Annotated in this window: 24 protein-coding genes and 1 tRNA gene; 22 read left to right on the top strand and 3 right to left on the bottom strand. The window is 65.0% G+C overall.

Features of this window, described 5'->3' with window-relative positions; all coding sequences use genetic code 11:
* The first annotated feature begins 1 nt into the window (after position 1).
* From ribA to hisF, 5 genes are all read left to right on the top strand, one after another.
* Positions 2 to 733, top strand: coding sequence for a GTP cyclohydrolase II (ribA, locus tag MUN23_RS00125; protein WP_248764186.1), 732 nt, complete (start codon positions 2 to 4; stop codon positions 731 to 733).
* Positions 734 to 750: 17 nt separating this feature from the next.
* Positions 751 to 1,236: a 6,7-dimethyl-8-ribityllumazine synthase gene (gene ribH / locus MUN23_RS00120; RefSeq protein WP_160670188.1), complete on the top strand. Its 486-nt coding sequence runs from the start codon at positions 751 to 753 to the stop codon at positions 1,234 to 1,236.
* Positions 1,237 to 1,348: 112 nt separating this feature from the next.
* The gene (locus MUN23_RS00115; protein ID WP_056345618.1) at positions 1,349 to 1,612 is read left to right on the top strand and encodes a phosphoribosyl-ATP diphosphatase; all 264 of its coding nucleotides are present in this window, start codon (positions 1,349 to 1,351) and stop codon (positions 1,610 to 1,612) included.
* A 93-nt stretch (positions 1,613 to 1,705) separates the two neighbouring features.
* Positions 1,706 to 2,566: an ATP phosphoribosyltransferase gene (gene hisG / locus MUN23_RS00110; protein ID WP_248761504.1), complete on the top strand. Its 861-nt coding sequence runs from the start codon at positions 1,706 to 1,708 to the stop codon at positions 2,564 to 2,566.
* Positions 2,567 to 2,624: 58 nt separating this feature from the next.
* The gene (gene hisF, locus MUN23_RS00105; RefSeq protein WP_248761503.1) at positions 2,625 to 3,401 is read left to right on the top strand and encodes an imidazole glycerol phosphate synthase subunit HisF; all 777 of its coding nucleotides are present in this window, start codon (positions 2,625 to 2,627) and stop codon (positions 3,399 to 3,401) included.
* Positions 3,402 to 3,467: 66 nt separating this feature from the next.
* Here hisF and MUN23_RS00100 read toward each other — a convergent pair whose 3' ends face one another.
* Positions 3,468 to 4,112: a TIGR03085 family metal-binding protein gene (locus MUN23_RS00100; RefSeq protein WP_058932697.1), complete on the bottom strand. Its 645-nt coding sequence runs from the start codon at positions 4,110 to 4,112 to the stop codon at positions 3,468 to 3,470.
* Positions 4,113 to 4,248: 136 nt separating this feature from the next.
* Here MUN23_RS00100 and hisI point away from each other — a divergent pair, with 136 nt between their 5' ends.
* The 11 genes from hisI (at position 4,249) to pyk (ending at position 19,482) form a co-directional block, all read left to right on the top strand.
* Positions 4,249 to 4,656, top strand: coding sequence for a phosphoribosyl-AMP cyclohydrolase (gene hisI / locus MUN23_RS00095; protein WP_248761502.1), 408 nt, complete (start codon positions 4,249 to 4,251; stop codon positions 4,654 to 4,656).
* Positions 4,657 to 4,780: 124 nt separating this feature from the next.
* Positions 4,781 to 6,382, top strand: a complete 1,602-nt coding sequence (locus MUN23_RS00090) for an anthranilate synthase component I (RefSeq protein WP_248761501.1) — start codon at positions 4,781 to 4,783, stop codon at positions 6,380 to 6,382.
* Complete coding sequence (locus MUN23_RS00085; RefSeq protein WP_248761499.1) at positions 6,379 to 7,041, top strand: Trp biosynthesis-associated membrane protein; 663 nt, start codon at positions 6,379 to 6,381, stop codon at positions 7,039 to 7,041. The genes MUN23_RS00090 and MUN23_RS00085 overlap by 4 nt, the downstream gene beginning before the upstream one ends.
* 58 nt (positions 7,042 to 7,099) lie before the next feature.
* The gene (locus MUN23_RS00080) at positions 7,100 to 7,387 is read left to right on the top strand and encodes an HGxxPAAW family protein (RefSeq protein WP_056345635.1); all 288 of its coding nucleotides are present in this window, start codon (positions 7,100 to 7,102) and stop codon (positions 7,385 to 7,387) included.
* The gene (gene trpC, locus MUN23_RS00075; RefSeq protein WP_248761498.1) at positions 7,387 to 8,208 is read left to right on the top strand and encodes an indole-3-glycerol phosphate synthase TrpC; all 822 of its coding nucleotides are present in this window, start codon (positions 7,387 to 7,389) and stop codon (positions 8,206 to 8,208) included. Before MUN23_RS00080 ends, trpC begins: the two co-directional genes overlap by 1 nt.
* A 72-nt stretch (positions 8,209 to 8,280) precedes the next feature.
* Positions 8,281 to 9,639, top strand: a complete 1,359-nt coding sequence (gene trpB, locus MUN23_RS00070) for a tryptophan synthase subunit beta (RefSeq protein WP_248761497.1) — start codon at positions 8,281 to 8,283, stop codon at positions 9,637 to 9,639.
* Entirely contained in the window at positions 9,639 to 10,445 is an 807-nt protein-coding gene (gene trpA / locus MUN23_RS00065) for a tryptophan synthase subunit alpha (protein WP_056345641.1), read from the top strand. The genes trpB and trpA overlap by 1 nt, the downstream gene beginning before the upstream one ends.
* A gap of 5 nt (positions 10,446 to 10,450) precedes the next feature.
* Complete coding sequence (lgt, locus tag MUN23_RS00060) at positions 10,451 to 11,605, top strand: prolipoprotein diacylglyceryl transferase (RefSeq protein ID WP_248761496.1); 1,155 nt, start codon at positions 10,451 to 10,453, stop codon at positions 11,603 to 11,605.
* A gap of 263 nt (positions 11,606 to 11,868) precedes the next feature.
* Positions 11,869 to 16,479, top strand: coding sequence for a glutamate synthase large subunit (gene gltB, locus MUN23_RS00055; protein ID WP_248761495.1), 4,611 nt, complete (start codon positions 11,869 to 11,871; stop codon positions 16,477 to 16,479).
* Positions 16,472 to 17,929 carry a glutamate synthase subunit beta gene (locus MUN23_RS00050; RefSeq protein WP_248761493.1) on the top strand — a complete coding sequence of 486 codons (1,458 nt, stop codon included), beginning with the start codon at positions 16,472 to 16,474 and terminating at the stop codon, positions 17,927 to 17,929. Before gltB ends, MUN23_RS00050 begins: the two co-directional genes overlap by 8 nt.
* A 71-nt stretch (positions 17,930 to 18,000) precedes the next feature.
* A complete protein-coding gene (gene pyk, locus MUN23_RS00045; RefSeq protein ID WP_248761492.1) occupies positions 18,001 to 19,482 on the top strand; it encodes a pyruvate kinase in 1,482 nt (493 codons plus the stop codon).
* Between the two features lie 113 nt (positions 19,483 to 19,595).
* On the opposite strand, the gene MUN23_RS00040 is transcribed toward pyk, so the two are convergent.
* Entirely contained in the window at positions 19,596 to 20,201 is a 606-nt protein-coding gene (locus MUN23_RS00040) for an ANTAR domain-containing response regulator (protein ID WP_056345656.1), read from the bottom strand.
* A gap of 204 nt (positions 20,202 to 20,405) precedes the next feature.
* Here MUN23_RS00040 and MUN23_RS00035 point away from each other — a divergent pair.
* From MUN23_RS00035 to MUN23_RS00025, 3 genes are all read left to right on the top strand, one after another.
* Positions 20,406 to 20,487: transfer RNA gene (locus tag MUN23_RS00035), tRNA-Leu, on the top strand.
* Positions 20,488 to 21,144: 657 nt separating this feature from the next.
* Positions 21,145 to 21,624 (top strand): hypothetical protein, encoded by a 480-nt coding sequence (locus tag MUN23_RS00030; RefSeq protein ID WP_248761491.1) that lies wholly within the window; start codon positions 21,145 to 21,147, stop codon positions 21,622 to 21,624.
* Positions 21,621 to 22,295, top strand: coding sequence for a hypothetical protein (locus MUN23_RS00025; RefSeq protein WP_248761490.1), 675 nt, complete (start codon positions 21,621 to 21,623; stop codon positions 22,293 to 22,295). Before MUN23_RS00030 ends, MUN23_RS00025 begins: the two co-directional genes overlap by 4 nt.
* Before the next feature lie 62 nt (positions 22,296 to 22,357).
* On the opposite strand, the gene MUN23_RS00020 is transcribed toward MUN23_RS00025, so the two are convergent.
* Entirely contained in the window at positions 22,358 to 23,236 is an 879-nt protein-coding gene (locus tag MUN23_RS00020) for a PIN domain-containing protein (protein ID WP_248761489.1), read from the bottom strand.
* 73 nt (positions 23,237 to 23,309) lie between these two features.
* Here MUN23_RS00020 and MUN23_RS00015 point away from each other — a divergent pair, with 73 nt between their 5' ends.
* From MUN23_RS00015 to istB, 3 genes are all read left to right on the top strand, one after another.
* Positions 23,310 to 23,690 (top strand): hypothetical protein, encoded by a 381-nt coding sequence (locus MUN23_RS00015; RefSeq protein WP_248761488.1) that lies wholly within the window; start codon positions 23,310 to 23,312, stop codon positions 23,688 to 23,690.
* 62 nt (positions 23,691 to 23,752) lie between these two features.
* The gene (gene istA / locus MUN23_RS00010) at positions 23,753 to 24,997 is read left to right on the top strand and encodes an IS21 family transposase (protein ID WP_248761487.1); all 1,245 of its coding nucleotides are present in this window, start codon (positions 23,753 to 23,755) and stop codon (positions 24,995 to 24,997) included.
* On the top strand, positions 24,994 to 25,752 hold the full coding sequence (istB, locus tag MUN23_RS00005; RefSeq protein ID WP_248761486.1) for an IS21-like element helper ATPase IstB: 759 nt from the start codon (positions 24,994 to 24,996) through the stop codon (positions 25,750 to 25,752). Before istA ends, istB begins: the two co-directional genes overlap by 4 nt.
* Positions 25,753 to 25,801 lie beyond the last annotated feature (49 nt).

Genomic DNA, 25,801 nt, shown 5'->3' with positions numbered 1-25,801 from the left:
GATGACGGCTTCCGGAGTATCGGACCACAGCCACCAGAACGGCCACCATCAGGGGGCGCCCGGCAATGGCCGGTCCCACCACCCCGTGAGCGGCGGTCCCATTGTGCAGCTGCCCACGGCATTTGGCGATTTCATTACCCAGGCGTGGACAGACCTGGTCACGGGCGCCGAGCACCTGGCGGTGAGCTCACCCAACCCGCCCAGGGAGGGCGTTGCCCCGCTGGTCAGGCTGCATTCCGAGTGCCTGACCGGCGACGTCTTCGGCTCCTACCGTTGTGACTGCGGCGAACAGCTGGCGTATGCCCTGGAGCTGATCAACGAGTTCGGCGGCACGCTGCTGTACCTGCGCGGGCAGGAAGGCCGGGGGATCGGGCTGGCCAACAAGATCAAGGCCTATGCCCTCCAGGAAGCGGGCTTTGACACCGTGGAGGCCAACGAACAGCTGGGACTGCCGGTGGACGCCCGCTGCTACAAGGCGGCCGCCCAGATCCTGGCCGAGATGGGCCTCCACGAGATCCGGCTCCTGAGCAACAACCCGGACAAAAAGAACAGGCTCGCCAAAGCCGGCGTGAAGGTGGTGGAAATGGTGCCCACCGAGGTGCCCTCCCGCGACCAGAACATCCGCTACCTGCAGACCAAAAAGGACCGCATGGAGCACCGGCTGACGCTGGACACCCACATTGTCACGGTGCCAAGCGGCGCCGCCGACGACTTCGACCACGACCAAAACTGAACGGACCAGATTCACGCATGAGCGGACACGGCGCACCAGATATTGACCTCACCACCCTCAACCCGGCGGAAACGTCGCAGTTGCGGCTGGCCATTGTGGCAGCCAGCTGGCACACCCAGATCATGGACGGACTCCTGGACGGTGCCCTGCGCGCCGCCAAGGACGCGGGCATCAGCGAACCCACCGTACTACGCGTTCCGGGCGCCTTCGAGCTTCCTGTCGCCGCCGCGCGGCTGGCACCGCACTTTGACGCAGTGGTGGCCCTCGGCGTCGTGATCCGTGGCGGCACCCCGCACTTTGAATACGTCTGCCAGGCGGCGACGTCGGGACTGACGGACGTCAGTGTCTCCACCGGCGTGCCGGTGGGCTTCGGCGTGCTGACCTGCGATACGGAGCAGCAGGGACTGGACCGTGCGGGCCTGCCGGGCTCCAGCGAGGACAAGGGCCACGAAGCAGTGACGGCAGCCCTGGCCACCGCAGTGCTCCTCAAGCAGTACAAGTAGCAGTCGATAATGGCAGCAAGCTGCCGGGCGCGGTGTGTGTTCGCTCACATCGCGCCCGTCATGCAGCGGCCCGAAAGGCGCCCCCGGGCCGGCAGCAAGTAGGCTGTAGGGCGTGAAGAATTTCGAGACGCTGTTCGCTGAACTGAGTGAGAAGGCAGCCACCCGCCCGGCAGGCTCCCGCACCGTCGCTGAATTGGAGTCCGGAGTCCACGGCATTGGCAAGAAAGTCGTGGAGGAAGCAGCCGAAGTCTGGATGGCCGCTGAGTACGAATCCGATGAGGCCACGGCCGAGGAAATCTCCCAGCTGCTCTACCACCTGCAGGTTCTGATGCTCGCTAAAGGCCTGACCCTGGAAGACGTCTACAAGCATCTGTAGCCACTGCGGCACCCGGCGGTCAACACATGCCCGCCCGTGCCCTGCGTGGCCCGTTTGCCTGATCCACAGACCTCCCAACCAAGAAAGACCCCCATGCTGCGAGTAGCCGTCCCCAACAAGGGCTCCCTGTCCGAAGCCGCCTCCGCCATGCTGTCCGAAGCGGGCTACCGCCAGCGCCGCGACACACGCGAGCTGGTCATGATGGACCCGGACAACGACATCGAGTTCTTCTTCCTCCGCCCCCGCGACATCGCCGTGTATGTCGGCCGCGGAACGCTCGACGTCGGCATCACCGGCCGCGATCTGCTGCTGGACGCCGAGGTGGAGGCCGAGGAACTGCTGCCCCTGGGCTTCGCTGCGTCCACGTTCCGCTTCGCCGGACCGGTGGGCGACTTCGCCACAGCAGAAGAGCTTGAAGGAAAACGCCTCGCCACCAGCTACGACGGACTGCTCCGCGGCTACCTCGCCGAGCGGGGCATCAACGCCAAGGTGGTCCGGCTCGACGGTGCCGTGGAGTCTTCGGTGCGCCTCGGCGTAGCGGACGCCATCGCCGACGTCGTGGAAACGGGCAACACCCTCAAGGCCGCCGGGATGGAGATCTTCGGCGAGCCGATCCTCAAATCGGAAGCGGTCCTGATCCGCCGCACCGGCGAAGGTGGAGCCGCGAACGGCACCGCCAAGGAGATTGAAGTCCTGATCCGCCGCCTGCAGGGTGTTCTTGTGGCGCGCCAGTACGTGCTGATGGATTACGACATCCGCAAGGAACTCGTGGAACAGGCCGCCGCACTGACTCCCGGCCTGGAATCACCCACCGTCTCACCGTTGCGCGACTCCGACTGGGTGGCCGTCCGGTCCATGGTTCCGAAGAAAGAAACCAACCGGATCATGGATGAGCTCTACGACCTCGGCGCCCGCGCCATCCTGGTCAGCAGCATCCACGCCTGCCGTATCTGAGCGTCCCGCCCGGTTCACGCCGCGCCGCAGAACCCACCCGAGAATTCCAGGAGTCCCCATGGCTGTAGCTGTACGAGTCATCCCCTGCCTCGACGTCGACGCCGGGCGCGTTGTGAAGGGCATCAACTTCGAGGGGCTCCGCGACGCGGGTGACCCGGTGGAGCTGGCGCACCGCTACGACAATGCGGGCGCCGACGAACTGACGTTCCTGGACGTCACCGCGTCCTCGGGCAACCGCGAAACCACCTTCGACGTGGTCCGCCGCACGGCCGAGGAAGTCTTCATCCCGCTGACCGTGGGCGGCGGTGTCCGCGGTGTTGCCGAGGTGGACAAGCTCCTGCGTTTCGGCGCGGACAAGGCTTCGATCAACACGGCCGCCGTTGCCCGGCCGGACGTCATCAACGAAATCAGCCGGCATTTCGGTTCGCAGGTGCTGGTCCTGTCCGTGGACGCCCGCCGGACCCGCCCCGGGTCCCAGCCCACGCCGTCGGGCTTTGAAGTGACCACCCATGGCGGCCGCACCGGTACCGGGATCGACGCCATCGAGTGGGCCAGGGAAGCTGCCGACCGCGGCATCGGCGAAATCCTGCTCAACTCCATCGATGCCGACGGCACCAAGGACGGCTTCGACCTGGAACTGATCCGGCTGGTCCGGGCAGCCGTGAAAGTGCCGATCATCGCCTCAGGCGGGGCCGGGGAACCGGCTCATTTCCCGCCGGCCGTGACCGCCGGTGCGGACGCCGTGCTGGCAGCCTCGATCTTCCACTGGGGCCCCGACAACATGATGTCCCAGGTCAAGCAGGCAATCCGCGACGCAGGTTTCGAGGTCCGCTAGTCCCCAACGCAAAAGAACGCGGGGCCCCTTCAAGGGGCCCCGCGTTCTTTGTAAAAGCGGTGTTCGCTACAGGCCGACTTCAGCCGACTGGAGCAGGGCGACGGCGTCGGGCTGGCCTTCGAACGTGACCAGGGCGTGGCGGGTCCGGCCGTGGGCGTGCATCAGCAGTTCGCCCGGCTCACCAACGATCGCCACCGAAACCGGTGCCCGCTTGGCGACGTGCCGCGGCCCGGACGGGCGCACCAGCACAATGCCAAGGTCGACGCCACGGTAAAGGATGGCTGCCCGTTTGATCAGTTCGTCCCAGAGGGCGTCCGAGTAGGCCTCGTCGAGGGCCCGCGGCGCCCAGCGGTCCACGGCCCGGCGGATGTCCTCGGTGTGGACGAAATATTCGATCAGGTTGGAGCTCTCGTCCAAGGCCTTGATGTTCATGGGAGACAGCGCCGGCGGGCCACCACGGAAGGTGTTCACGAGGCCGGTGTAGTCGTCAGCGGTTTTCAGCTTCGCCGCGAGCTTGGCGGTGGCCTTGTCCGAAGCCTTGGACAGCCGCTTGATGATGAGGCCAAGCCCTACGGCGGCCTTGCGTTCGCGAAGGTAAAGGTGCGCGGCAAGGTCCCTGGTGCGCCAGCCTCTGCAGAGGGTGGGGGCATCAGGGCCGGCCGCCAGCAGGGTTTCGGCCAGGACTTCTCGGGACGGTTCGACGAAATGCATCACTTGTGAAACTAGCACGAGAGCAGCGAAGTTGGGCAGCAGAACCGCCAGCCGATAGGTGCCCTTGTTCACACACTGTTTGTATGCCCGTTGGTGCATATTCGGGGGCCGCTGATGAGGCACTAGACTTGGTCTGATGTCTGAGCAGCCCGCCTCCGCCCCCGTAATTGTCCCGGCCGCCGCCACAAGCCCGCTTGCGCCCGAAGTCGCCGCCGCGCTGAAGCGTGACGGCGCCGGGCTGGTTGCCGCGGTGGTCCAGCAGTTCGACACCCAAGAAGTGCTGATGCTGGGCTGGATGGACGATGAAGCCCTGCACCGCACCATGACCAGCGGCCGGGTCACCTTCTACTCCCGCTCCCGCCAGGAATACTGGCGCAAGGGGGACACCTCCGGCCACGTCCAGTGGGTCAAATCGGTTGCCCTGGACTGCGACGGCGATGCCCTCCTGATCCGCGTGGACCAAGTCGGCGCCGCGTGCCACACCGGCACCCGGACCTGCTTCGAGGGCAGGGACCTGGATGTCCAGACCGGCGAGGCAGTCTGACCCACGGCCCCGGGGCGGATGTTCTGCCCGCAGGCACACACTTTTGGCAGCATAAGACTGGCGCCGTTCCACACCCGGCGACATTCACGAGGCGACACACAAGAACAGGCGGCGAAGCATAGCCATGCAGGACCTTGGAATCATCAGCCCGGGCCTCGAGGAGTTCCGCGAACTCGCCGGCAGCAGCCGGGTCATCCCCGTCACGCTCAAAGTGCTGGCGGACGCGGAGACCCCTATCGGCCTCTACCGGAAGCTGGCCCAGGGCCAGCCCGGCACGTTCCTGATGGAGTCCGCGGCGGTGGGCGGCACGTGGTCGCGGTACTCCTTTATTGGCGCGAAGTCCCGGGCAACCCTGACCACCAAGGACGGCCAGGCGCACTGGCTGGGCCAGCCCCCTGCCGGCGTGCCCCTGGACGGCAATCCCGTGGACGCCATCCGCGACACCATCGAAGCACTGCGGACGAGCAGGTTTGACGGACTGCCGCCGTTCACCTCCGGCCTCGTCGGCTTCCTGGGCTGGGAGACGGTCCGCCACTGGGAACGGCTGACCAGCCCACCGGAGGATGACCTTCACCTGCCCGAGATGGCACTGAATCTGGTGACGGACATGGCAGTGCACGACAACCATGACGGCACAGTGCTGCTGATCGCGAACGCCATCAACTTCGATGGCAGCTCCGACCGCGTGGACGAGGCCTGGGAAGATGCCGTGGCACGGGTCAAGGCCCTCCTGACCACGATCAGCACGCCCGTGGCCCAGCCGGTTTCCGTGCTGGAACCCGCCGCCCTCGATTTTGCCTCAAGCGTCGAAGAACGGTGGGACGAACCCTCCTACCTGGCCGCGCTGGACCGCGGCAAGGAAGCCATCGTGGACGGCGAAGTGTTCCAGGTGGTGATTTCACGCCGCTTCGAAATGGAGTGCGGAGCCTCGCCCCTTGACGTGTACCGCGTCCTGCGCAACACCAACCCCAGCCCGTACATGTACATCTTCAGCCTTGAGGACGCCGACGGCCGGGAGTACTCGATCGTCGGGTCCTCACCCGAAGCCCTGGTGACGGTGACCGGTGAGGAAGTCATCACCCATCCCATCGCCGGCTCGCGTCCCCGCGGCAAGACGGTGGAGGGAGACAAGGCCCTCGCCGAGGAGCTGCTGGCCGACCAGAAGGAACGCGCCGAACACCTGATGCTCGTGGACCTCTCCCGCAACGATCTGTCCAAGGTCTGCGTAGCGGGAACCGTGGACGTCACGCAGTTCATGGAGGTGGAGCGGTTCAGCCACATCATGCACCTGGTCTCCACCGTGGTGGGCAAGCTGTCCCCGGACGCCAACGCCTACGACGTCCTGAAAGCGACCTTCCCCGCGGGCACCCTGTCCGGTGCCCCGAAGCCCCGGGCTCTGCGCCTGCTGGACGAGCTTGAACCGCACCGCCGCGGCATCTACGGCGGCGTGGTGGGTTACCTCGACTTCGCCGGCGACATGGACATGGCCATTGCCATCCGCTCGGCCCTTCTCCGCGAAGGACGCGCCTACGTCCAGGCCGGCGGAGGCATCGTGGCGGATTCCGTGAACCCCACAGAAGCCCTGGAGACCGTGAACAAGGCGGCCGCTCCGCTCCGGGCCGTGCACACCGCCGGATCGCTGCACAACATTGCGGCGGAATCGCTCCCTGGCACTTCTCACACCAGCGACGCCGGCATCGCCGGGGAAAGCCAGGGCGCCGAATGACGCCGGCCTGGGCCAGGAAATCCACACTGGTACTGCTGATCGCCGTCCTTGCGCTGGCCGTCTTCGCCGCCACCACCCAGACGTGGATCACCGTCAGCCTGGACGCCAACCAAATGGGCCAGGCCGCGGGGGACCAGAACACCCTGCCGGTCCAGGGCAGCAAGGCCGCCACCGCGGTGACGGCCCTGGCCGTTGTGGCCCTGGCGGGCGGACTGGCAGCATCCATCGCAGGAAAGTTCGCGCGGTGGGTCATCACCGCCCTCATCATGTTGGCCTCCGTCGGCATCATTGCCGCGGCTGCCACGGTGCTGGCTGACCCGCTGGGCGCCGCGCAGGGCTCCATCGCCGCTGCCACCGGGGTCACCGGCGGGAACGCGGAAGTGGCTGTTACTGCCTTCCCGGTCCTCGCCGTCGTCGCCGGTGCCCTGCTGGCGCTGGCCGCGTTGCTGATCATCCCCGCTGGCCGGCACTGGAAGTCGCGGACCAAATATGACGCAGCCACATACGGGGGGGCCCGCCGGCAGTACGGCGGCCGCCACCGGTCCTGTGGACGAGATCGACAGCTGGGACCGGCTCTCGCGCGGCGACGATCCCACCTGAACCCCGCTCGCAGCCAAACGCGAGCAGCCCGCTGGAACCTGAGCCGCGTCTGCCGATAGGCAGGTCACGGCCAAAAAATGGCAGAATGTAAGCAGTATTCATCCCGAGGAGATTCACATGAGCAAAGCACCCGCTTCCGTATCGAAATCAGGCACCCGGACCGTTGCCCCCGGCGTCGTTGACCACAGCCAGGAACTTGGCCACGGCAACAGCCCCGCGGCCTGGACCTGCGTGATCGTTATGCTGGTCGGCGCCCTCATCGCGTCCATCGCCTTTGTCATCGCCAACACCCCCATCTTCATCGCCGGCGCAGCCGTGATGGTCCTCGGCCTGATTCTTGGCTACATCATGCGCAAGGCGGGCTACGGCGTCGAAGGCAGCAAGCTGAAGAGCTCCGGCCACTGATGGCGACTGTTCTCGACGACATCAATGCCGGTGTCTGGGAGGATATGGAGGCCCGGAAGCGTTTCGTTTCGCTGGCGGAACTGAAGGACCTGGCGGCGGCCGCGGCACCCACCCGGGACGCCTGGTCGGCCCTAGGCGGCACCGCGGTGCAGCGGGACCAGCTGAAGGTCATCGCGGAAATCAAGCGACGGAGCCCGTCCAAGGGAGACCTCGCCAGCATCGTGGATCCGGCAGCGCTGGCGGAGCAGTATGCCGACGGCGGCGCAGCCGTGATCAGCGTCCTCACCGAACAGCGGCGCTTCAGGGGGTCCCTTGCGGACCTGGACGCCGTCCGTGCCCGCGTGGACGTTCCGCTGCTCCGCAAGGATTTCACGCTCGATGAGTACCAGATCTGGGAGGCCCGCGCCCACGGCGCGGACCTGATCCTGCTCATCGTGGCATCGCTCTCCGACAGCCAGCTCCGGGAGTTCAGCGCCCTCAGCCGCGAACTCGGCATGAACGTGCTCGTGGAGACGCATACCGAAGAGGAAATCGAACGTGCAGTGGCGGCTGAGGCGCGCATCATCGGCGTCAACGTGCGCAACCTGAAGACGCTCGACGTCGACCGTTCAGTTTTCGCCTCCCTCGCCGGACTGATTCCGGCCCAAGCACTGGTCATCGCCGAATCCGGTGTGCGCGGCGTGGACGACGTGACGCATTACGCCGCCAACGGCGCCAATGCCATCCTGGTGGGCGAGGCCCTGGTCAGCGACGCAACGCCGCGTGACCGGATCGCCGAATTCACGGCGGCCGGCGCTGCCGCCATCGCCGCCCGGGCCTAGTCCGGGCACCCGTCGGGCCTGGCGCCGGCGGCACAACACTTCCGAACGACCAACTTGAACAGGACGGGACTGATGGCTGAATCCTCAGACAACGCTGACAACAACGCTGCGGACGCTTTCCTGCAGGGCGGCTCGCTGAAGCACGCCCCGGGGCCATACTTCGGCGGCTACGGCGGGCGTTGGATGCCTGAATCGCTGATCGCCGCCCTGGACGAGCTCGAAGACACCTTTGAAAAGGCCAAGGCAGATCCCGAATTCCTGGCCCAGCTCTCCGATCTGAACAAGAACTACTCCGGCCGTCCCTCGCTGCTGACCGAAGCCAAGCGGTTCTCCGAGCACGCCGGCGGCGCCCGGATTTTCCTCAAGCGCGAGGACCTCAACCACACCGGATCCCACAAGATCAACAACGTCCTGGGCCAGGCCCTGCTGGCCAAGCGCATGGGGAAAACCCGCGTCATCGCCGAGACCGGCGCCGGGCAGCACGGTGTTGCCAGCGCCACCGCCGCCGCGCTCCTCGGCCTGGAATGCGTTGTCTACATGGGCGCCGAAGACTGCCGCCGTCAGGCACTGAACGTCGCCCGGATGCAGCTGCTCGGCGCCACCGTGGTGCCCGTAGTGAACGGTTCCCAGACCCTCAAGGACGCCATCAACGACGCCCTCCGGGACTGGGTCAGCAACGTCGACAACACCCACTACCTGCTGGGCACCGCCGCCGGGGCGCACCCGTTCCCGGCCATGGTCCGCTTCTTCCACGAGGTCATCGGCGAGGAAGCCCGCGCCCAGATCCTGGAGCAGACCGGCAAACTGCCCGACGCCGTCTGCGCCTGCATCGGCGGCGGTTCCAACGCGATCGGCATCTTCCATGGATTCCTGGATGATCCGTCCGTGAAGATCTACGGTTTTGAAGCCGGCGGCGACGGCGTGGAAACCGGCCGGCACGCAGCCACCATCACCCTCGGCAAGCCGGGCGTCCTGCACGGCGCACGTTCCTATCTCATGCAGGACAACGACGGGCAGACCATCGAGTCGCACTCGATTTCCGCAGGCCTGGACTACCCGGGCGTTGGCCCGGAGCACGCGTACCTGGCCGATATCGGCCGCGTCAGCTACGAACCCATCACCGACAGCGAAGCAATGGATGCGTTCAAGCTGCTGTGCCGGACGGAGGGGATCATCCCCGCCATCGAATCCTCACACGCCCTCGCAGGTGCCATCAAGGTCGGGAAGCGCCTCACCGAAGGCAGTGCCGACCCGTCCGAAACGGTGATCATTGTGAACCTTTCCGGCCGCGGCGACAAGGACGTGGAAACCGCCGCGGAATGGTTCGACATGCTCGACGAGGAGGGCAAGGTCAAGGGCACCAACCTGTCCACCCGCAAGCCCAAGGGCCCTGCCGACAGGGCAGCGGACAACAACGAGGACCAGAACTGATGACTGAACAGACGGCCAGCAAGTCCGCCGCCGCCATCGACCGTGCGCGGGACGCCGGGCGCTCAGCGCTCGTGTGCTACCTGCCTGCCGGGTACCCGGACGTCCAGGCCACCATTGACGCCGGCATCGCCATGGCGAAGAACGGTGCCGACCTGATCGAAATCGGCATTCCCTACTCGGATCCGGTCATGGACGGCCCCGTCATCCAGGCCGCCACCACCGAGGCGATCGCCAACGGATTCCGGGTCGAGAGCGTCTTTGACGTTGTCGCCGGCATCACCGCAGCCACCGACGTCGCCGTGCTGGTGATGACCTACTGGAACCCCGTGGTCCGGATGGGTGTGGACGAGTTCTCCCGCCGGCTGGCCGAGGCCGGGGGAGCAGGGCTCATCACGCCTGACCTCATCCCGGACGAAGCATCGGAATGGTTCGCCGCCTCGGACAAGTACGGACTGGACCGCGTGTTCCTCGTGGCGCCGTCCTCCACCCCGGAGCGCCTGGCCATGACGGTCAAGGCAAGCCGCGGCTTTGTGTATGCCGTCTCCATCATGGGCGTGACGGGTACCCGCCAGGCTGTCAGCAGCAGCGCGGAGAAGCTCGTTGCGGACACGCACGCCGCCGGTGCCGAACGCGTCTGCGTGGGACTCGGTGTCTCCAACGCCAGCCACGTCCGCGAGATCGCAGCGTACGCAGACGGTGTCATCGTTGGCACCGCGCTTGTTGCCGCCATCCGTGACGGGGGAGTCCCCGCCGTCGCAGACCTCACCCGGGACCTGAGCGCAGGACTCGTCAGGGAAGAAGCCTAACCACCATGCAGATCCTCCTTCAGGCCGCCGCCCTGGTGCCGGCCAGCATCCCCAGCCCGGACTGGTCCGGCTTCGACATCCCGCTGCCGTGGGGGACTCTGCGGATCCACGCCTATGCCCTGTGCATCCTCGCCGGGATCATCGTGGGCCTGTGGCTCACGTCCGTCAGGTGGGCCCGCCGCGGCGCGCCCGAAGGCAGCGTCTGGGACATCGTCATCTGGGCGATTCCCTTCGGCATCATCGGCGGCCGGCTTTACCACGTGGTTTCGTCCCCGGACGCCTACTTCGGGCCCGGCTTCGACGGGACCGGGGACCTGTGGCTCATCCCGCAGATCCAGCGTGGCGGACTGGGCATCTGGGGTGCCGTGGTTCTGGGCGTCCTGGGCGCCTGGATCGGCTGCCGCCGGTCCGGTGTGAAACTCACCGCCTTCCTGGACGCCGCGGCGCCCGGACTGCTGTTGGCGCAGGCCGTTGGCCGCTGGGGTAACTACTTCAACCAGGAGCTCTTCGGCGGGCCCACCACCCTGCCGTGGGGCCTGCAGATTGATGCGGACAACCCCAACTTCCCGGCCGGCATGCCGGTGGATACGCTCTTCCACCCCACGTTCCTGTATGAGTCGATCTGGAACATCGCCGGCGTGCTCATCCTGCTGGCCCTGGACCGCCGATTCCACTTCCGCCGCGCCCGGCTCTTCTGGCTCTACGCCATGTATTACACGCTGGGCCGGGTCTGGATCGAAGCAATGCGGATCGACGACGCCGAACAGATCAACCTGTTCGGGATCACCACCAGGCTCAACGTCTGGACCAGCATCTTTGTCTTTGTGGCAGCACTCATCGTGTTCGTCCTCCTGGGATTGAAGGGCCGCCCGGAACCGGACACTCCCTTCCTGGCGGGCCGCGAGCCGGGTGCAGACGATGCCATTGACGCTTCGGGAGAAGAAAAGGCACCGGTCCGCGATGCGGACTCTTCTGTCTCGGATAGTGAATCGCGTGATAATCTCCCAAATAACCAAAATGGTGCCCGGATCCCTTCCACCCCAACGGAAGAGGAACCGGCATTCCGGGACGGCGACAAGCCCGTAACGGAGTCGCCGGTAACCGGAAGTTCCCGCCACAAGGCAACGGAATCCGCGCCGGAGGCTGGCACGAACAAGTAGTACGCCAGCACGGCAGGGTAGCAGAGTCAACACTCGGAGCGCCCACACACCACAGCGTCGTGGCAACAGGGCCCATCCGGCCAGCAGACAGCAGCTGGCCGGTCAAGTCCGGGTCACGGGCCTGCGTAACTCTTCGTTCAGCAGACCGGTCTGGCCTACAATTTCCAGTAAATAACACTTTGTTGTGCCCATCACATCGGCGCTTACAAGGCGGGCCAACGGTGTCCCTTCCATACGCACGATCTCGAGGAAGGACGTCTTCAATGACCCATCTTCATAGCCCACGTTGGTCCGAAAAAATAGGATCGCAGGGCCCCGTCTCCCCGTTCAAGCGCTTTGCCGCGCTGCCCGAGGCCCGGGGTCTGTACAACCCAGAGAACGAAAAAGACGCCTGTGGCCTGGCGATCATCGCCACGCTCCGCGGCGAGCCCGGCTACGACATTGTCGACGCGGCCCTGACCGCGCTCCGCAACCTGGAGCACCGCGGTGCTGTGGGCGCCGACGAGGGAACCGGTGACGGTGCCGGCCTGCTGATGCAGATCCCGGACGAGTTCTTCCGCGCCGTCACTGAATTCGAGCTCCCCGCACCGGGCCAGTTTGTTGCCGGTACCGCCTTCCTCCCTGCCGAGCAGCGCGAAGCCGACGCCGCCAAGGCCGGCATCGAAGGCCTTGCCGCCGATGAAGGCCTGACTGTGCTCGGCTGGCGCGAAGTGCCCATCGTCGCAGACCTCGTGGGCGCCATGGCCCGCGCCTGCATGCCCTACTTCTCACAGCCCTTCCTTGCCTCGGCCACCGGCGAGGAACTGGACCGCAACGAGCTCGACTCACGCGCCTGGCGGATCCGCAAGCGTGCCCAGAACAAGTTCGGCGTGTACTTCCCGTCGCTGTCCTCGCGCACCATCGTCTACAAGGGCATGCTCACCACGGCCCAGCTGGAGCCGTTCTACCCCGATCTTTCGGACAAGCGTTTCAAGACCAAGCTGGCGATCGTCCACTCGCGCTTCTCCACCAACACGTTCCCGTCCTGGCCGCTGGCCCAGCCGTTCCGCACCATCGCCCACAACGGTGAAATCAACACCGTCAAGGGCAACCGGAACTGGATGCGCGCCCGCCAGTCCCAGCTCGCCAACCCGCTTCTGGGTGACTCCCCGGAAGAGCTGTACCCCATCTGCACCCCCGGTGCGTCAGACTCCGCGTCCTTCGACGAAGTCGCCGAGCTGCTCTGGCTCTCCGGCCGCCCCATCACGCACTCGATCATGATGATGATCCCCGAGGCCTGGGAAAACCACGCCACCATGGATCCGGCACGGCGGGCGTTCTACGAATACCACTCCCTGCTCATGGAACCGTGGGACGGCCCCGCCGCCGTCTCCTTCACCGACGGCAACCTCGTCGGCGCCACCCTGGACCGCAACGGCCTGCGCCCCGGACGCTACTGGATCACCGAAGACGGGCTGATCATCTTCGCCTCCGAGGTGGGCGTGATCGACGTCGAACCCTCCAAGGTGGTCAAGAAGGGCCGGGTTTCGCCGGGCAAAATGTTCCTCGTGGACACCGACGCTGGCCGCATCATCGACGATGAAGAGGTCAAGGCCGAGGTCGCTGCCGCGAACCCCTGGGCCGAGTGGGTCAAGGACAACCTGATTGATCTCAAGGACCTCCCCGAGCGCGAGCACGTGGTCCACACGGCCGCGTCCGTCAACATCCGCCAGCGGACCTTCGGGTACACCACCGAAGAGCTCAAGATCCTGCTCGGCCCGATGGCCCGCACCGGCGCCGAGCCGCTGGGTGCCATGGGTTCGGACACCCCGATCGCAGTGCTGTCCAAGCGTCCCCGGCTGCTGTTCGACTACTTTGTGCAGTCCTTCGCGCAGGTCACCAACCCACCGCTGGACGCCATCCGTGAAGAGCTGGTCACGTCGCTGACCTGCGCCATCGGCCCGAACGGCAACCTGCTGGACACCAAGCAGGTCCGCCAGCCGCAGGTCATGCTGCCGTTCCCCGTGATCAACAACGACCAACTCGCCAAGATCGCCAACATCGAAACGCCCGACGGCGACCGCGTGGCCATGAAGGTCCGTGGGCTCTACCGCCCCGAAGGCGGCGAGAACGCGCTGCGTGCCCGGCTCACCGAGATCTGCGAGCAGGTGTCCGGCGCGATCAACCGCGGCGTGCAGTACGTTGTGCTGTCCGACCGCGACTCGAACGCGCAGTGGGCGCCGATTCCTTCGCTGCTCCTGGTCAGCGCCGTGCACCACCACCTGCTGCGCAGCGCCAACCGCACCAAGACCGCCCTGGTGGTCGAGGCCGGCGACGTCCGCGAGACGCACCACGTGGCTGTCCTGATCGGCTACGGCGCCTCCGCCGTGAACCCGTACCTCGCCATGGAATCCGTGGAGCAGCTCATCACCGCCGGTGACGTTGTTGGGGTCACCCCGCAGGACGGCGTCTACAACCTGATCAAGGGCCTCGGCAAAGGTGTCCTCAAGATCATGTCCAAGATGGGCATCTCCACAGTTGCGTCCTACACGGGTGCGCAGACGTTCGAGGCCCTGGGCCTCGGCCAGGAACTGGTGGACGAGTTCTTCGCCGGCACTCACTCCCAGCTGGGCGGCGTGGGCCTGGACGTCATCGCCGCCGAAGTTTCGGCGCGGCACCAGATGGCCTACCCCGAAGGCGGCATCGAACTGCCGCACCGCCCGCTCCTGGGCGGCGGCGAATACCAGTGGCGCCGCGACGGCGAGCCGCACCTGTTCAACCCGGAGACCGTCTTCCGCCTCCAGCACGCCACACGTGAGCGCCGCTACGACATTTTCAAGGCGTACACCAAGGGCGTGGATGACCAGTCCGAGAACCTGATGACCCTGCGCGGGCTGCTCAAGTTCAAGAACGACCGTCCCGCTGTTCCGTTGGAGGAAGTGGAGCCCGTCTCCAGCGTTGTGAAGCGCTTCTCCACCGGCGCCATGAGCTACGGGTCCATCTCGAAGGAAGCCCACGAGACCCTCGCGATCGCCATGAACCAGCTGGGCGGAAAGTCCAACACCGGTGAAGGCGGCGAGGACGTGGACCGCCTGCTGGATCCGAAGCGCCGCTCTGCTGTCAAGCAGATCGCGTCGGGGCGGTTCGGCGTCACCAGCCTGTACCTGACCAACGCTGACGACATCCAGATCAAGATGGCCCAGGGTGCCAAGCCCGGCGAAGGCGGCCAGCTGATGGCGCAGAAGGTGTACCCCTGGGTTGCCCGGACGCGCCACTCGACGCCCGGCGTCGGCCTGATTTCACCGCCCCCGCACCACGACATCTACTCCATCGAGGACCTCGCGCAGCTCATCTACGATGCGAAGCGCGCCAACCCCTCGGCCCGGGTGCACGTCAAGCTCGTCTCCGAAGTGGGGATCGGCACTGTGGCGTCGGGTGTCACCAAAGCGAAGGCCGACGTCGTACTGGTCTCCGGCCACGACGGCGGAACCGGCGCGTCCCCGCTGAACTCGCTCAAGCACGCGGGTGTGCCGTGGGAGCTGGGGCTCGCTGAGACCCAGCAGACGCTGATGCTCAACGGCCTGCGCGACCGTGTGGTGGTCCAAGTGGACGGCCAGCTCAAGACCGGCCGCGACGTTGTTATCGCCGCGCTGCTCGGCGGCGAGGAATTCGGTTTCGCCACCGCCCCGCTGGTGGTGGAAGGCTGCATCATGATGCGTGTCTGCCACCTGGACACCTGCCCGGTGGGCGTCGCAACGCAGAACCCTGAACTGCGGGCCCGCTTCACCGGCAAGCCCGAATTTGTGGTCAACTTCTTCGAATTCCTGGCCGAGGAAGTCCGCGAGATCCTCGCGGAACTCGGCTTCCGGAGCATCGAAGAGGCGATCGGCCACGCCGAGGTGCTGGACGCCCGCGAAGCGATCAACCACTGGAAGGCCGACGGCCTGGACCTGGACCCGATCCTGCACGGGCTCGAGTTCGACGACGACGCTCCGCTGCGCAACATGACCTCGCAGAACCACGAGCTGGACAAGCACTTCGACCAGCGGCTGATCACCATGGCCACGGAGGCCCTGACTGACCGCAGCCCGGTGAAGATCGCGGTGGACGTGATCAACACGGACCGCTCGGTGGGCACCATGCTGGGCCACACGGTGACCAAGACGTTCAGCACGGACGTGCTGGCGCCGGACACCATCGACATCACCCTGACCGGTACCGCGGGACAGTCGCTGGGCGCCTTCCTGCCGGCCGGCATCACGCTGCGCCTCTTCGGTGACTCGAACGACTACGTGGGCAAGGGCCTTTCCGGCGGGCGGATCATTGTCCGGCCGGACCGCACCAACGTGTTCAAGGCCGAAAGCAACGTCATTGCCGGTAACGTGATCGGCTACGGCGCCACCAGCGGCGAGATGTTCCTGCGCGGCCAGGTGGGCGAGCGCTTCCTGGTCCGCAACTCCGGGGCCACCGCAGTTGTTGAAGGCATCGGCGACCACGGCTGCGAGTACATGACCGGCGGGCAGACGCTGATCATCGGCCGCACCGGACGCAACTTCGGCGCCGGAATGTCCGGCGGCACCGCCTATGTGCTGGACCTGCAGACCACGCAGGTCAACAAGGACGCCCTGCAGTCCGGCGAACTCCAGCTCGTTGAACTCGACGCCGAGGACCGGGACATTGTCCACGGCCTGCTGGTGAAGCATGTCGAGGAAACGGAATCGCTCCACGCGGCGCGGTTGCTGGAGAACTTCGACGATACTGCTGCCCGCATTACCAAAGTGCTGCCGCGCGATTACGCGGCAGTCCTGCAAACCCGGCTGGACGCCATCGAAGAGGGCCTTGACCCTGATGGCGAAGAAGTATGGGCTCGAATCCTGGAGGTGACCGGTGGCTGATCCACGCGGATTTCTTAAAGTACGCCAGCGTGAAACGCAGCCGCGCCGCCCCGTTCCGGTCCGCATCATGGACTGGAAGGAAGTCTATGAGGCCCAGGAAAAGGGTGTCCTGAAGGCCCAGGCCGGCCGCTGCATGGACTGCGGCGTGCCGTTCTGCCACCAGGGCTGCCCGCTGGGCAACCTCATCCCCGAGTGGAACGACCTCGCGTGGCGGGACAAGGGCGAGGAAGCGATTGAGCGGCTGCACGCCACCAACAACTTCCCCGAGTGGACCGGCCGGCTTTGCCCGGCGCCGTGCGAGGCGTCCTGTGTGCTGGGAATCAACCAGCCCGCAGTCACCATCAAGCAGGTTGAAGTGTCCATCATCGACGAAGCTTGGGACAGCGGCTGGGTCAACCCGCTGCCTCCGACGCGCCTGACCGGCAAGACCGTTGCCGTCGTCGGCTCCGGCCCTGCTGGCTTGGCCGTGGCGCAGCAGCTGACGAGGGTTGGCCACACCGTGGCGGTGTACGAACGTGACGACAAGATTGGCGGGCTCCTCCGCTACGGCATCCCCGACTTCAAGATGGAGAAGGAGCAGGTGGACCGCCGCATCGAGCAGATGAAGACGGAAGGCACCCGCTTCCGCACCGGAGTTGCTGTGGGCACTGACGTGACGTGGGAGCAGCTGCGCCGCCGGTATGACGCCGTTGTGATTGCCACCGGCGCCACCGTGCCGCGTGACCTGCCCATCCCGGGCCGTGACTTTGACGGCGTGCACTTTGCCATGGATTACCTGGTCCCGGCCAACCGTGTTGTCGCGGGGGAAACGGTGGAGAACCAGATCCATGCCAAGGGCAAGCACGTGGTGATCCTGGGCGGCGGCGATACCGGTGCTGACTGCCTCGGTACCGCGCACCGCCATGGAGCCGCATCCGTGACCACCCTGGCCATCGGCAAACAGCCGCCGGCGGAACGCGCCGGGCACCAGCCCTGGCCCACGTTCCCCACCCTGTTCGAAATGGCCAGCGCCCATGAGGAAGGCGGCGAACGCACGTACCTCGCCTCCACCGTGGAGTTTGTCGGCGAGAACGGCAAGCTCACCGGCGTCAAGGTCGCCGAAACGGAATTCGTTGACGGCAAGCGCCTCCCGAAGGCCGGCACCGAACGGATCATCCCGGCGGACCTGGTCTTCCTGTCGCTGGGCTTCACTGGAGCCGAGCCTGCGGGCATCACCGAGCAGGTCAGCGCCGAATTCGACGGGCGCGGCAACGTGACCCGCGACGGGTACTACATGACCAACACGGAGGGCATCTTCGTGGCCGGCGACGCCGGACGCGGGCAGTCGCTTATCGTATGGGCCATCGCTGAAGGCCGGGCCTGTGCCGCCGCCGTGGACAAGTTCCTCATGGGCAGCACCATCCTGCCGGCGCCGGTGGCTCCGACGGACCGGGCCATCGCGGTTCTCTGACAGCCGTCAGTTCGCCGCGGATTAACCTCCACAACAACTTAACCAATGCAGGACACTACTAGGGTAGGTATATGAGACGCGCTAAGATTGTGGCCACTTTTGGCCCGGCAATTGCCAGCTTTGAGAACACCCTCGCGGTGTTGGAAGCCGGTGTGGATGTTGCCCGGATGAACATGAGTCATGGTGACTACACCGTGCACGACAACACGTACGAGAATGTCCGCAAGGCAGCAGCCCAGCTGAGCAAGCCTGTGGCAGTCATGGCTGACCTGCAGGGCCCCAAGATCCGTCTTGGGCGCTTTGTGGACGGCCCCCACGCCCTGGCCGAGGGTGACATCTTCACCATCACCACCGAGGACGTTCCGGGCACCAAGGACATCTGCTCCACGACGCTGAAGAGCCTCACCGAGGATGTCAACGTGGGGGATGCCCTGCTGATCGACGACGGCAAGGTTGCCCTGCGGGCGATTGAGGTCGACGACGTCAAGGTCGTTACAGAGGTAACCGTCGGCGGGATGGTGTCCAACAACAAGGGCATCAACCTTCCCGGCGTTGCGGTCAACGTGCCGGCGCTGAGCGAAAAAGACGAGGACGATCTGCGCTGGGCCATGCGCCGCGGCGTAGACATGGTTGCGCTGTCGTTCGTGCGTGACGCCTCCGACATCACCCGCGTGCACGAGATCATGGACGAAGAAGGCCGCCGTGTGCCGGTCATCGCCAAGATCGAAAAGCCGCAGGCAGTGGACCAGCTGCACGAAATCATCGACGCCTTCGACGCCATCATGGTGGCCCGTGGCGACCTCGGTGTGGAACTTCCGCTCGAGGAAGTGCCGATCGTGCAGAAGCGCGCCATCGAACTGGCACGCCGCTGGGCGAAGCCGGTCATCGTGGCCACGCAGGTCCTCGAATCCATGATCGACAACCCGCGCCCCACCCGTGCGGAGGCCTCCGACTGCGCCAACGCCGTTCTTGACGGTGCAGACGCCGTTATGCTCTCCGGCGAGACCAGCGTGGGTAAGTACCCGATCGAGACCGTCAAGGTCATGGCAAGGATCATTGAATCCACTGAGGTCCATGGCCTGGAACGCGTTCCGCCGCTGGGCACCAAGCCCAAGACCCGTGGTGGCGCCATCACCCGCGCCGCCGTCGAAATCGCTGACCAGCTGGATGCAAAGTACATCTGTACCTTCACCCAGTCCGGCGACTCCGCGCGCCGCCTGTCGCGTCTGCGCCCCGTCAGGCCGGTATTCGCGTTCACTCCGTTGGAGCACGTGTGGAACCAGCTGGCGCTGACCTGGGGCATCCAGCCGGTGCTGGTTCCCATGGTGGGCCATACTGACGAGATGACCGCGCAGGTTGACCGCAGCCTGCTGGAATTGAAAGTAGTGGACGACGGCGACCTGGTGGTCATAGCCGCCGGTTCGCCTCCCGGAAAGGCCGGTTCCACGAACATGTTGAAGGTTCACCGGGTCGGAGACCTGGGCGACGCCGGAAGCCTAGGCGGCGAAGCTGGTGCGCCCAGGGAAAAGCTCGGTCCCTGGCCGACGGCATAGCAACCTAAAAGGAAGGACCCCTGCCGGCTGGCAGGGGTCCTTTTCTTTGGTCTCCGGGTGATTGAGCTTTCCGGTGATTGAGCTTTTCGAAATCCCCGGTGTCGCCTCTTGTGCTAGTTGACCTGGTTGATGATGGTCTCGGCGACTTCGCGCATGCTGAGGCGGCGGTCCATGGAGGTCTTCTGGATCCAGCGGAAAGCCTCCGGCTCCGTCAGGCCCATCTTGGTGGTCAGCAGGCTCTTGGCGCGCTCGACGAGCTTGCGCGTGGCGAACTGCTCCTGGAGGTCCGACACTTCGCTTTCGAGGGCCTTGATTTCCTCGTGGCGGGAGAGCGCGATTTCCAGTGCCGGGATGAGGTCCGCAGGGGTGAAGGGCTTGACCACGTAGGCCATGGCACCGGCGTCGCGGGCGCGCTCCACAAGTTCCTTCTGGCTGAAAGCCGTCAAAAGGACCACGGGGGCGATGCGGGCCTTGACGATCTTCTCGGCTGCGGTGATGCCATCCATAATCGGCATCTTGACGTCCATCAGGACGAGGTCGGGCTTGAGTTCCTCGGCGAGCTGCACGGCCTTCTCGCCGTTGTCTGCTTCGCCTACCACGTCATAGCCTTCGCCGCGCAGGATCTCGATGATGTCGAGTCGGATGAGGGTTTCATCCTCGGCCACAATGACGCGGCGCGCCGGCTGGGACGTGGGTTTTGACTCCGTTTGTTCAGTCACGGGATCTCCTTGGAAAGGTACGGCGGGAACATCACCATCTTAGGTGCGCCCGCGGCCGTAGATTGATCTGCATGGTCTATTGCGGCGTCAGCGGCGCGATTCTGGAATTCAGCCTATCTGCATGTAGAGTAATTCCGCGTACGTGAAGCGATCGCGTTGCTCACAATCAGCTGTGGGCGTACCGGTTTGCACAGCGTATTCCGCGCCCGAGTGGCGGAATTGGCAGACGCGCCGCACTCAAAATGCGGTATCGAAAGGTGTGTGGGTTCGAGTCCCACCTCGGGCACAGTGTTTCCGCAGGTCACAGGCTTTTTGGTTTTTTACTGTTGACAAAGCTTGACAAATCAAAAGACTTGGCCGGAGACCCCTTCCTTGAAGGGCTCGTCCACTGCGCGCCGTCAGCTTCACAAGTCCGGAAGCGTTTCTCCTGAGCGGCTGCAAAAAGTAACCAGGACAGCTCTCAAGCAGGGCATTGCGACATCACGAACACGGACGGTTCGCTCATCGACCTGGCCACCCGAGCAGCGGGCATGACGCCACGCCCGCGTCGAGGGGCGGCAGCCAAAGCCGAGCAGGAAGCCAAGGAGATGGGGAGTTGCGCGCATGCCCATTCAACTCGAAGGTCCTAAAGAAGCCGAGACTTCCGCATCGTTGGTTGCCATCGACACTTACCGGCAGCAGCTGGGGGTCCAGAAGGCCTGACGTATGCCCGTTTGAAAGGGTGGGCCTAGGTGCTCAAGGCTTCTAACGACTCTTTGTCGGGGGTCGCGGCTAAGTTTCATTTGAACGAATAGGAGCTTGCCGAACTTGAACCGTCAGATGAATATGCCGCAGTCCACTTTCCGCCGTCCAACATTGGCCCGATATGGCAGAAGGACGAGCAGGGCAACTGGCTGCTTCCCGACAACACGCTGGGCTATGAGGTCCTGGGTTGGGTCGCCGAATGGTTAACATTTTCCGATGGGCGTCCATTCATATCGCCAATGAGGCCCTGGCTGTGCACACGCCCATCCCCACGCCGGACGGCTGGACAACGATGGGCGAGCTGCAGGCGGGGGACATGATTTACGGCACCACCGGCAGGCCGGTGACGGTGGCCGAAGCATTTTCTGTCCAAGTGGGCCGCGACTGCTTCCGCGTCACCTTCTTGGATGGAACCTCCGTCATCGCTTCCGACGGCCACTTGTGGAAGGCCAAGCCCTCCGGTTGGCCAAAGCAGTACAACCGGGTATGGACTTCCCGCCAGATGTACGAGCACAAGGCAAAGCGCTGGGCCACCCCCATCCAGGTCCGCAGGAGCGCCCCGAGCGCGATCTGCCCATGGATCCCTACCTGCTCGGCTACTGGTTGGGTGACGGGAGTACCGCTGGCTGCAACATCACCGTCGGGGATGAGGACCTGGAAGCGTTCACTGCCAACATGACTGACATCGGCGTGACCGTCCGCCCGGTCGGTACGAAGAAGGGCGCCGCCAACCGCATGACCTTCTCGGACAAAACCGGCTTCGGCGCTAACATGGGCGGCGAACAGGCTAGGGCGCTCCGCCAGCTGTCGTGCTGGCGCGACAAGCACATCCCTGAGGAATACTTCCTGGGCTCCATCGAGCAGTGCATCGCTCTCCTGCAAGGCCTGCTCGACTCCGACGGCTGTGCAGCCAAGACCGGCATCATCTTCGTCGGCAGGGAACGGCTCTCCCGCGATGTATTCCGGCTCCTGTCCTCACTGGGTGAGCGCCCCACCATGGCGTACAGTGCCGACACTCGGTCCAGAGATGGCGGGACCTGGCGGGTATCGTTCAATCCGAGGTATGTCACCAAATGCTTCCGGCTGGCCCGGAAGCAGGCAAAGGTCGTCAGGGCCACGCGTACTGAAACATACATTGCTTCCATTGAGCCGGTCGAGTCCGTGCCGGTGCGCTGCATCCGCGTCGATGCCGAAGACTCACTGTTCCAGGCCGGCGAATCATGCCAGCTGACCCACAATACTCACCACCGGACTCCGGGCCAGCACGGACCCGCGTTCCACGAGCTCACCAACAGCCCGAGCAAGGGTCCAGGGACGACTGCTGTGCATGAAGGCGAGCACGGTCGATGAGCTGCGCGGGTACGCGTACTTGGACAGGCCCCGAGCATGACAGCTGAATTCTCAGGCGAAAGCTAACGGGTGGTCTGCTGCGTCATTTCTTCCTCGTAGCCTTTGACGCGTACGGCCGCTATGCCTGCCTGCTTCGCCCGGTAGACCATCCCGTAGTCGGTGGTAATCATCCGGATCCCGCTGACGTACGGTGCGACTGCTCCTGCTCGCTCGATGATCTCCAGATCTCCATCTGGTATAGGCGATTGGTCAAGAGGCTGCTCTAGGACTGACAGATAGACCGTCTGAGTAGGGGGCGCACTTGCCAGGCTCCCTTCCTGGAGCTTTACGCGCTCACCCGGCACGACTCCTTGGGCTTCGAGATACTTCAGGGCTAACCCTGCCCGAAAGCGGATCGACTTGCCTCCCTTTGGAGCATCGACGCGGTTCCGTTTGCTGCCGTCGAGCTCATCCACAACCTTCATTGGGACGGTGATGACCAAGGGGACATGGGGACGCTCGTCGAGCAGTTCACGCCATTCGTCATAGTTCATCGGATCATCGAAATACTTCAGCCACGCTCCGGTATCGAGAACGACTGCCACAGCCTTGCCGTTGTCCCACAGCTGCACATCGGTTTCGATCCTTCGCTTAGCCTCCTCGAGGGCACGAACGCGCTGCTGCACTTCGCCATCCACCAGCTGCGCAAGGGCGCTGAACGGGATGGTAGAGACATCAAGGGCGAGCAGTGACCAGTAACGCCGTGAGGTGATTAGCGCGTCGACTTCATCAGGGTGCAGGTAATGGGCGAGCAGATTGCCATTCCGGGACGCCCACTCAACGTAGCTGTTGTACCGGTCGCTGGCGTAGCCGGCGCTCGATACGGTGGCAGTCTCGTTAACTGCGGTAGCTAGCATCTTGAGCGTGGTGTCTGGGGAAGCACCAGGAAGCAATCTGATCATGGGATTTAGTGTATTTGCGCGGGTCGATGGGCCATGGGGCTGATTCCTGCGCGAAGCTTGCTAGAGTCCGACCATGACGACTGAGTTCGCCGCGGAGTCGGAACGGCTGACCGAAGCGTGCCGGACGATTTTCGGCGACCCAGCCACTTGGATAACGGCCAATGGCTATCCGAATAGCCTGGCTCTGTGCGTCATCGACTCGCTATGGTCCACGGGGCCGACGTATGGGGCCGTAGAGAACGTTGTAGCGCGCTATGCAGCTCATCGCCGACTCAATCGTGAGGATGCTCACCAAGACGGCACGGAAGAGCTCCTGCGCGTTTTCAAGGATGAAGGCGGCAGCGATGGCTTTGCCGACCTGGTCAAGAACCACAATCGTGCTTACTCAGACAAGAGAGCTCCGTTGAAGGCCGAGGTGGTCTACCAGGCTGCTTTGGCACTCCACGGCTGTTAACGCCAGCCGAAAATAGGGCCAGGAACGCCAACTGAAAATAGGGCCACCGACCATTATGGAAGGTGATCAATTTGGATGATTGGGCGGAGATACGCCACCTGTTCTCGACAGGCAAGCACTCGAAGCGGGAGATCGGCAGGATCGTGGGGGTTTCCCGCGGAACGGTGGACCGGGCGCTGGAGTCGGACCGGGCACCGAAGTATCAGCGGGCATCCGGGGTATCGAGTTTTGATGCGTTTGCTCCCAGGGTGCGGGAGCTTTTGGTGAAGACGCCGACGATGCCGGCCGCGACGCTGGCGGAGCGGGTGGGCTGGTCAGGTTCCGCGTCGTTGTTCCGGGCCAAGGTCGCCGCGATCCGGCCGGAATACGCCCCGCCGGACCCGGCCGACCGTTTGGTCCACGAGCCGGGGTTCCAGGTCCAGTGCGATCTTTGGTTCCCGCACGAGCCGCTGCCGGTCGGTGCGGGCCAGTCCGACACGCCGCCGGTGCTGGTGATGACCTCGGCGTTCTCGGGATTCATCCAGGCACGGATGCTGCCGTCGCGGACGACGCCGGATCTTTTGGGCGGAATGTGGACGCTGCTGCAGGACGCGCAGGCGGTCCCCTCGCGGCTCTTGTGGGACAACGAGTCCGGCATCGGCAGGCGCCGGCCCACGGAGCCCGTGGCCGCGTTCGCAGGCTCCCTGGGGTTGGAGATCAAGCTGCTTCCGCCGCGGGACCCGGAGTCCAAGGGCATGGTCGAGCGGATGAACAGGTTCTTCCGGCAACGCTTCATGCCGGGCCGGGACTTCCGCTCACCAGCGGACTTCAACGGCCAGCTGGAGGACTGGCTACCCAAGGCCAATCACCGGTATTCGCGGTCCCGCCACGGCCGCCCGGACGAGCTGATCGTCCTGGACCGGGAAAGGATGCGGGAACTGCCGCCGGTGAGCCCGGAGTCGGTGTTCCGGAACGCGGTGCGCCTGCCGCGGGATTACTACGTGCGGGTGTTCTCCAACGACTATTCCGTGGACCCTTCATTCATTGGGCGGATCGTGGATATCGTCGCTGATCTGGACACCGTGTGGGTCACGCACGAGGGTGTCATCATTGCCACGCACGTCCGTGCTTGGGCCCGGCATCTTGTAGTGACCGATCCGGTCCATGTGGCCCGCGCTGCGGTGATGCGCCGGGACTTCCGGACCCAAAGAGTCCACCGCCCCGAACCCGAAGAAGCGGTCCAGGTGCGGGATCTGGCCGCCTACGACGAGATCTTCGGCATCGACCTCGGCCCGCAGCCGGATCTGGTCCTGGAGGTGGCCTCATGACCGGGACTCCGTCACAGATCGAGTACTACGCCCGGGCCCTGCGCGCACCGCGGATCAGCGATGGGTTCCGCCGGCTCGGGGACCAGGCCCGGGACGCCGGCTGGTCCCATGAGGAGTACCTGGCCGCGGTCCTCTCCCGGGAAGTCTCCGAACGTGAAGCTTCGGGAGCGGCGACACGGATCAAGGCCGCACGGTTCCCGGCCCACAAGGACCTCGAAGAGTTCAACTTCGACCATCAGCCCTCCGCGGACCGGAACCTCATCGCGCACCTGGGCACCGGGGTGTTCCTCTCCGAAGCCAAAAACGTGGTCCTGCTCGGACCTCCCGGCACGGGCAAAACCCATCTCGCGGTCGGCATCGGCATCAAGGCAGCCAAGGCCGGGCACCGGGTCCTCTTCGACTCCGCCACTGGCTGGGTCGCCCGGCTCCAGGAGGCCCACTCCCGCGGGAAACTCGCCCAGGAACTGGTCAAACTCCGCCGCTACAGTCTCCTGGTGGTCGACGAAGTCGGCTATATCCCGTTCGATCAGGACGCGGCGAACCTGTTCTTCCAGCTCGTCTCCAGCCGCTACGAACACGCGTCCATGATTCTGACGTCGAACCTCCCGTTCGCCCGCTGGGGCGACGTCTTCGGAGACCTGACCATCGCCTCGGCCATGATCGACCGGATCGTCCACCACGCCGAGGTCATCAGCCTCAAAGGCAACAGCTACCGGCTCAAGAAACACCAACCCGCCGCCAGTACGGCACAATAGAACCACAACCCCGTGGCCCCGTTTTCAATTGGCACTAATGGCCCTATTT

The sequence above is a fragment of the Pseudarthrobacter sp. SSS035 genome, from assembly GCF_023273875.1.
Classification (GTDB): Bacteria; Actinomycetota; Actinomycetes; order Actinomycetales; family Micrococcaceae; genus Arthrobacter.
The sequence above is the reverse complement of the archived record's forward strand: the minus strand, read 5'-3'. Positions and strand labels throughout refer to the sequence as shown.